This is a genomic window from Roseospira goensis (assembly GCF_014197795.1).
Taxonomy (GTDB): Bacteria; Pseudomonadota; Alphaproteobacteria; order Rhodospirillales; family Rhodospirillaceae; genus Rhodospira; species Rhodospira goensis.
This window is the reverse complement of sequence record NZ_JACIGI010000007.1, coordinates 98,057-105,764: the sequence shown is the minus strand read 5'-3', so window position 1 is coordinate 105,764 and position 7,708 is coordinate 98,057. Positions and strand designations below refer to the sequence as shown.

The 7,708-nt window shown below is 72.5% G+C and carries 5 protein-coding genes and 1 riboswitch; of the genes, 2 read left to right on the top strand and 3 right to left on the bottom strand.

The genetic code is table 11. The features are described 5' to 3' along the window. Positions 1-120: 120 nt before the first annotated feature. Both GGD88_RS06050 and GGD88_RS06045 read right to left on the bottom strand, forming a co-directional pair. Entirely contained in the window at positions 121-1,602 is a 1,482-nt protein-coding gene (locus tag GGD88_RS06050; RefSeq protein ID WP_184432788.1) for a DUF4139 domain-containing protein, read from the bottom strand. Positions 1,603-1,700: 98 nt separating this feature from the next. Next, the gene (locus GGD88_RS06045; protein WP_184432785.1) at positions 1,701-2,714 is read right to left on the bottom strand and encodes a glycosyltransferase family 2 protein; all 1,014 of its coding nucleotides are present in this window, start codon (positions 2,712-2,714) and stop codon (positions 1,701-1,703) included. A gap of 347 nt (positions 2,715-3,061) precedes the next feature. Here GGD88_RS06045 and ilvD point away from each other — a divergent pair, with 347 nt between their 5' ends. Continuing rightward, positions 3,062-4,981 carry a dihydroxy-acid dehydratase gene (gene ilvD, locus GGD88_RS06040; protein ID WP_184432782.1) on the top strand — a complete coding sequence of 640 codons (1,920 nt, stop codon included), beginning with the start codon at positions 3,062-3,064 and terminating at the stop codon, positions 4,979-4,981. Positions 4,982-4,987: 6 nt separating this feature from the next. Next, positions 4,988-5,854 carry a bacteriohemerythrin gene (locus GGD88_RS06035; protein ID WP_184432780.1) on the top strand — a complete coding sequence of 289 codons (867 nt, stop codon included), beginning with the start codon at positions 4,988-4,990 and terminating at the stop codon, positions 5,852-5,854. Between the two features lie 86 nt (positions 5,855-5,940). Here GGD88_RS06035 and GGD88_RS06030 read toward each other — a convergent pair whose 3' ends face one another. Continuing rightward, positions 5,941-7,413: a M48 family metalloprotease gene (locus GGD88_RS06030; RefSeq protein WP_184432777.1), complete on the bottom strand. Its 1,473-nt coding sequence runs from the start codon at positions 7,411-7,413 to the stop codon at positions 5,941-5,943. 153 nt (positions 7,414-7,566) lie between these two features. Beyond that, a riboswitch (TPP riboswitch) is annotated at positions 7,567-7,705 on the top strand. Positions 7,706-7,708 lie beyond the last annotated feature (3 nt).

Sequence of the window (7,708 nt, the reverse complement as noted above, 5' to 3'; positions counted from 1 at the left end):
CTTGTTAGACCGGCCGGTCGGACGACCGGCTTGTTAGACCGGCCGGTCGGACGACCGGCTTGTTAGACCGGCCGGTCGGACGACCGGCTTGTTAGACCGGCCGGTCGGACGACCGGCTTGTTAGAATCGAGTGCGCACGCTGTAGGTCAAGCGGGTTTCGCCATCGGCGGGCACCTCCATCGTCCAGGCCACGCGGCCGGCGTTGACCCGCGCGTGGGGGTGCGACTCGTCCAGGATGGTCCATTCCCCGGGCAGCTCCGCCTCGACGGTGACGGAGACCGCGCGCTCCGGCTTGGCGTTGCGGACCACGATCTCGTGATCGGTCTCGGTGACGCGCTCACCGATGCGGCGGAAGTCGGTGCGGCGGCGCTCGGCGGTGACGTCGAAGTCGGTGCCCAGGTCCAGCGCGGCTTCGCCGCCCACGGCCACATGAGGCGTGCGGTCGGCACCCAGGAAGCGCGGCGCGCCGTCGGGCCCCGGCTGCCACACCCGCACGGTACCGGCCGGCAGCGGCCGGCCCAGACCGTCCTCGGCGGTGTTGCGCAGCACGAGTTGACGGCGGGCGTTGACGGTCTCGTCGTCGACCTGGGCATTGGCATAGACGCCGTAGCGGGCCGGCGGCACCACGTGGCGCGGCGTGACCGCCACATCGGGGGCATCGACCAGGGCCACCTGGCGGGTCTGGCGGTGGGCCAGACTCACCGGCCGCTCCACCGGATAGAAGTGCAGGCCGCCCTGGGCCTCGGCCTCCGGCACCGGCGGCATGGGCGCGGCCATCGCCATGTCGGCCCGCATCATGGTGGCCTCGGCGCCGCCGCCGCGCTTGTCGGTCTCCACCGCCACCTCGCCGGCGGCCAGGGTGAGGCGGGCGCCCCGGAACGACCGCCCGCTGGTGTTGGTGACGGTCGCCCAGCCCGACAGGGCCGCGCGGTCCGCCGCGCCGGTCAGGTCCAGGGTGTAGTCCGCGCGCCACGCCAGACCCCCGGTGAGATAGGTCAGCGCCAGGTCGCGCGCGCCGGCGGCGGCGCTGTCCACGGTCGCCAGCAGGGTCGGGGTGGCGCGCAGCTCCGGCGGCAGGGCGTCGAACACCGGCTCGCCCGGCAGGCCCACATGGATCCGGCCCTCCATCTCCAGCACCACGTCCTCCGCCACCGACACCACGGTGGCCGGCACACGCCGGGGCGGCGCCCCCTCGCCCTGGTCGTGCAGCAGCACGCCGATCTCCCGACCCACCGACAGCGCCAGCAGGCGCTGCAGGCTGGGCACGTCCGCCGCCAGGGCGCGCTCCAGCACGGTCAGGCCACCGCCGCCGTCGGCCGGCGCGAGCCGCACCGAGGCCGCATCGGCCGCGTCCGGCACATCCGGAAAGGCCAGCACGCTCTCTCCGGCCGGGACGAGGGCGGACCGGATCTCGCGCACCACCGCGGTGGCCCCACCGAGGATGGTGAGCGCCACCGAGCCGGGACCGCCCGGCGGCACCGCGATCTCCTCGGTCGCCGCGCCGGCCGCGTGGGCCGGAAGCGCGGCCAGGGCGGTCAGGGAGGCGACAACCAGGGCACCGGCCAGAACGCGGGCCGGGCGCGGGGAGCGGAACGCGGGCATGGGAGCCTCCATGGGTAGAATCGGGCGACCCGGCCGGTCCGGGCCTGCGCTCACGCTGCGCCCGACTCGTGGCAAAGGTGTGTCAGGGCAAAGGTGTCTCAGGGCAACGGCGTGTCGCCAGGGGACGACCCGGCCGGCCCCTGCGCCGCCCCGGGCGGCTCGTCCCGCACCAGATAGGGGTCCTGTCCCGTGATGCGCGCATGGGTGTCGGAGAGCAGCTCCAGCACGAATCCGAACCCCAGCAGCATCATCGCGGCCAGCCCGGCGACCATCGACACGTAGAACATCGGCCGCTCGGTCATCGGGTTGCCGAACACCAGCCGGTCGACCCCGATCCACACCAGCGCCACCAGCGCCAGCGCCAGCGTCGCCAGACTGACGCGGCCGAACAGGTAGATCGGCCGGGCCTTGAAGCTAGCCTGGAACCACAGCATGACAATGTCGAACAGAACGTCGACGACCCGGCTGAGCCCGTACTTGCTGGTGCCGGCGAAGCGGGCGTCGGCGTGCACGTCCACCTCGCTGATCGCGCCCCCCATGAGGTGCACCAGCGCCGGCAGCAGGCGATGCTGCCCCGCGCGCAGGCGCAGGGTGCGGGCGACGTCGCCGCGCAGGCACTTGAAGCCGCCCATGTCGCGCGCCGGACAGCCAGTGGTGGCGCGCAGCATCGCGTTGGCCGCGCGGCTGGGCAGCAGCCGCCACACGGCGCTTTCCGGCCGGCCGACGCGCCGGCCCGAGACCAGGTCGTAGCCCTTGCGCGCCTCGGCCAGCAGCACCGGGATCTCCTCCGGCCGGTTCTGCAGGTCGGCGTCCATCACCACCACGTGGTGTCCGCGCGCCACCCGGAAGCCGGCCGACAGCGCCGCCCATTGGCCCGTGTTGCGGGTGAGGTACCGCGGCCGCAGGTGCGGGTCCGCCGCCGCCAGGTCGGCCAGCAGGGCGTTGGTGCCGTCGGTCGACCCGTCGCTAACGGCGACGATCTCATAGGACAGGCCCAGCGCCGCCAGCGCGGCCGTGGTGCGGCGGTGGAACTCGCGCACGCAGTCGGCCTCGTTGTACATCGGCACGACGACGGAGACGGCGAGGGCGTCGGGGCTCGGGGTCTCGGGCATGGCGGCACGCTGCCAGGGCGGGAGGGGACGGGCGCGCCTGTTTAGACCGCCCAGCACGGCGGGTCCAGCGGCCGGACGGGCCAGCGCGCCACGGGGCGGCCCGGACCCCGCGCCGTGACGCCAGGAGCGCAACAATGCTGCGGCGGAACAACCGGACGCGAAATTCCGTGGCGCATCTTTTTTCCGCGAGGCGTCGTCCCAACCTGGGCTTTTGGGGTATCGCACCGGTCCTGCGGTGCGGTAAGAGAACGGTCCGGGTCAGGGCGACCGCACGCGCCGCCGCGCCCTCCTGACCGCGGAGCGGGGACGCGGACGCCCACCACGACCACGAGAGGGAGGCAGTTTCCATGCCAGAGCTTCGGTCCCGCACCACCACGCACGGCCGCAACATGGCCGGGGCGCGCGGCCTGTGGCGCGCCACCGGCATGACCGACGCGGACTTCGGCAAGCCGATCATCGCCGTGTCGAACTCGTTCACTCAGTTCGTGCCGGGACACGTGCACCTGAAGGACCTGGGCCAGCTCGTCTGCCGCGAGATCGAGAAGGCCGGCGGCGTCGCCAAGGAGTTCAACACCATCGCCGTCGACGACGGCATCGCCATGGGCCATGGCGGCATGCTCTACAGCCTGCCGTCCCGCGAGATCATCGCCGACGCCGTCGAGTACATGGTCAACGCGCACTGCGCCGATGCGCTGGTGTGCATCTCCAACTGCGACAAGATCACGCCGGGGATGCTGATGGCCGCCATGCGGCTGAACGTGCCGACGGTGTTCGTGTCCGGCGGCCCGATGGAGGCCGGCAAGGTGGTGCTGGACGGCGTCGAGAAGGCCGTGGACCTGGTCGACGCCATGGTGCACGCCGCCGACCCGAACGCCAGCGACGCGGATGTGGAGGCCTATGAGCGGTCCGCCTGCCCCACCTGCGGGTCCTGCTCCGGCATGTTCACCGCCAACTCCATGAACTGCCTGACCGAGGCTCTGGGCCTGTCGCTGCCCGGCAACGGCTCGACGCTGGCCACCCACGCCAACCGCAAAGAGCTGTTCCTGGAGGCCGGGCGGCGCGTCGTCGACCTGTGCCGGCGCTGGTACGAGGAGGACGACGCCAGCGTGCTGCCGCGCAATGTCGCCAGCGTCGCCGCGTTCGAGAACGCGATGCGCCTGGACATCGCCATGGGCGGGTCGACCAACACCGTCCTGCACCTGCTGGCGGCGGCGCGCGAGGGCGAAATCCCCTTCACCATGGCCGACATCGACCGCCTGTCGCGGTCCACGCCAAATCTGTGCAAGGTCGCCCCCGCGGTCCAGACCGTGCACATGGAGGACGTCCACCGCGCCGGCGGTATCATGGCCATCCTGGGCGAGATGGAGCGGCTGGGCCTGATCGACACGTCGGTGCCGACCGTGCACGCCCGCACCATGGGCGAGGCGCTGGAGCGCTGGGACGTGCGCCGCACGACCGAGGACGCGGTGCGTGACTTCTACCGGGCCGCCCCGGGCGGGGTGCGCACCACGGAGGCGTTCTCGCAGAACCGGATGTACACCGAGCTGGATCTGGACCGCGCCGGCGGCACGATCCGCGACGGCGCCCACGCCTACTCGGCGGACGGCGGGCTGGCGGTGCTGTTCGGCAACATCGCCGAGAACGGCTGCATCGTGAAGACCGCCGGCGTCGACGAGTCCATTCTGCGCTTCTCCGGACCGGCGGTGATCTGCGAGAGCCAGGAGGAGGCGGTGGCCAAGATCCTGGGCGGCGAGGTGCGCAAGGGCGACGTCGTCGTGGTGCGCTACGAGGGTCCCAAGGGCGGCCCCGGCATGCAGGAAATGCTCTATCCGACCAGCTACCTGAAGTCGATGGGCCTGGGCAAGGACTGCGCCCTGGTGACCGACGGCCGCTTCTCCGGCGGAACCTCGGGCCTGTCCATCGGCCATGCCTCGCCCGAGGCGGCGGCCGGCGGCGGCATCGCCCTGGTGGAGCCCGGCGACATCATCGACATCGACATTCCGGCCCGCACCATCGCCGTGCGCGTCGACGCCGAGGACCTGGCCCGCCGGCGCGCCGCCATGGAGGCGCGCGGGGCGGCGGCGTGGCGTCCGATGGACCGCCAGCGTGCGGTTTCGCCGGCGCTGCGGGCCTATGCCGCGCTGACCACCAGCGCCGACAGGGGCGCGGTGCGCGACGTGAGCCAGATCGAGCCCGGCGGGGCCGGGGCGGAGACCGCGGCGTCCCAAGGCGCGGCGACGCGACGTCTGGAAGCGGAGGACGTGTGACCGGCGATGGCCTACCTGAACTGGAGCGACGATCTGGAAACCGGCATTGAGATGGTGGACCAGGACCACAGGGTCCTGGTCGACCTGCTCAATCAGGCCCATGACTGCATCGGGGCCGGGGAGGAAACCGCGACCCTGGGCAGCGTGCTGCATGCGCTCGTGGACTATACCGAATACCACTTCGCGCGTGAGGAGCGGTTGATGCAGGCCGCGCGCTATCCGGAACTGCCGGCGCATCGCGAGTTGCACCAGCGGCTGGCCCGGCAGGCGCGCGACATCCGCGGCCGCTATGCCGCCCAGCCGGACAGCGTGAACGCGCGCGAGGTCATGGAATTCCTGCGCACGTGGCTGATCGACCATATCCTGAAGCAGGACTTCCGCTACCGCCCGGCCGTGACGGCGCACCCCGAGGCGGTGCGACTGGCGAGCGCCATCACCTTCGACGGCAACCGCCCCGCCGCCGTGAACGAGGACGGCCCCCCGGTACCGGAGCCGGTGGACTTCCGCGCCCACAGCGTGCTGGTGGTGGACGACAACCCGAACTTCCAGATCATCCTGCGCACCATCCTGAAGGGTCTGGGCTGCCCCTCGGTCGTCCTGGCCGACAGCGCCAGCGCCGGCCTGACCGCCCTGGAGTCGCACACGCCGACCCTGATGCTGGTCGACTGGCGCATGGACGGCATGGACGGGCTGGGCTTCGTGCGCGAGGCGCGCCGGCGCGGCATCGCGGTCCCGATCGTGATGATCTCCGGCTACAGCGAACCGGGGTTCGACAAGACCGCCCAGGCGGCCGGCGTGGACGCGTTCCTGGAGAAGCCGATCACGGCCCGCAATCTGGTCGACACCGTCTCCCGGGCCGTCGGCCCGGGCTGAGGGGGCGCCAGCGCCCACGCGGGAGCGCGGGCGCAAGACGGTCTTCTCTCTCGGTCCCACGCTCCTGCGTGGGACCGAGTCCGCCCCTAACCCACCACCTTGACGGTCTGGCCCGGCCGCACCGGCGCGCCCGCCGCCATGTCGTTCAGCAGCCGGAACCAGGCCTCGTTGAAGCGGCCGTAGGGCAGGCCCTGCGCCAGCGCGGCCACGGTCTCGCCCGGTCGCACCGTGCGCACGTCCAGCCGGCGCGCCCGGATCGCCGCCGCCTCCGCCGGGCTCAGGCGGGCCAGCGAGTAGGTGGTCTCGCGGAACCCCCCGCTGGCGGCGGCGAACCGCCCGGGCGGGGCCGCGAACAGGAACCGCAGCGCCTGCCCGCCGCCCAGATCCACCAGCACCACCTGGCCCTCCGCGCGCCCCTGGTTGGTGCGCAGCGGCACCGAGGCCGTCGCCCCCGGCAACCCGTTGACCGACAGGCGCTCGAAGGCGCGGGCCGGGGTCTTCGCCAGTTGGGCCTGAAGCGTGCGGCCGACATCGCCGCGCAGGGGCGTCAGGTCGGCCTGGATCAGCCCGCCGCCGGGTCCGCGCGCGGTGACGGCATCATCGCCGTTGCGCAGCACGTAGCCGGGCGGCACGGTGAAGCGCAGGCGCAGCGTGGGATGGATGAAGGTGCGCCCGTCGACCACGCCGTTTTCGGGCCGGTCGCCGAACACCAGGCCGTCGATGGTCTGCAGATAGGGCGCGCGGCCCACCACCGCGTCGGCCGGCCGCGTCGCCTGCGCCTGCTGGAGGGCGGCGCGGGTGCGGTCGATGGTGCGCGGGTGGGTCGACATCATGTTGAACTGATCCACCTGGCCGGGCGGCAGGCCCTTCATCGCCGCCTCGACCTGGCTCTGCTCGCGCAGGGTCGCCAGCAGGCCGACCATGCCCTCCGGATCGTAGCCGGCGCGGGTCATGTAGCGGCCGCCCAGCATGTCGGCCTCGAACTCCTGATCGCGCGAGTAGCTCTGCACGTACAGGGTCGCCGCGGTGCCGGCGAGCCGCGCCAGGTCCGCACTGCCGGTGGCCACCCCGACGACCAGGACGCCGAGTTGCGCCAGCATGCCCTGGCCCATGCGCTCGGCCGAGTGGCGGGCGTTGACATGACCCAACTCGTGGCCGATCACGCTGGCCAGTTCGGCCTCGCTGGAGGCCAGCGCCAGCAGGCCGCGCGTCACCCCGACGTAGCCGCCGGGCAGGGCGAAGGCGTTCACGATCGGCGTGTCCAGCACCGTGAAGGTGTAGGGAAGCTGCGGATACTCCGTGAACGGAGCGAGGCGGCGGCCGATCCCCTCCACGTAGCCCTGCACCCGGCGGTCGTCGTAGGCCCCGCCGAAGGCCTTGACGAGCTTGGGGTACTCGCGGCGGCCGGTGGCAACATCACCCTCGATGGACTGGAACGCCATGAAGCTGGAACGGCCGGTGGCCGGATTGGCGGTGCAGCCGGTCAGCGCGGCCACGGCGGCCAGCGGCAGGCCGGCGGCGGCCGCGCCGCGCAACAGGAACCGACGCGACAGGGTCATGGCGGGGCTCTCCCTCGACAGCGACACAGGGACACAGGGACACAGGGACACAGGGACACAGGGACACGGCGTCGAGGATAGCGCCGAACATGGCCCCAATGGGGCGGTCGCATCGGGCTTGACCCGCGGCCCGGGTGGTCGCATTGTCATGGCAGTGACACCAGGGGGAGCCGGCGCCACCGGCTGAGAGGCCTCCATGGTTCGCCCGGGGCAATGTCCGGGCGACGCGGGAGACGACCCCTTGAACCTGATCCGGTTCGCACCGGCGTAGGGATTGGTGAGGGATCGTGACCCC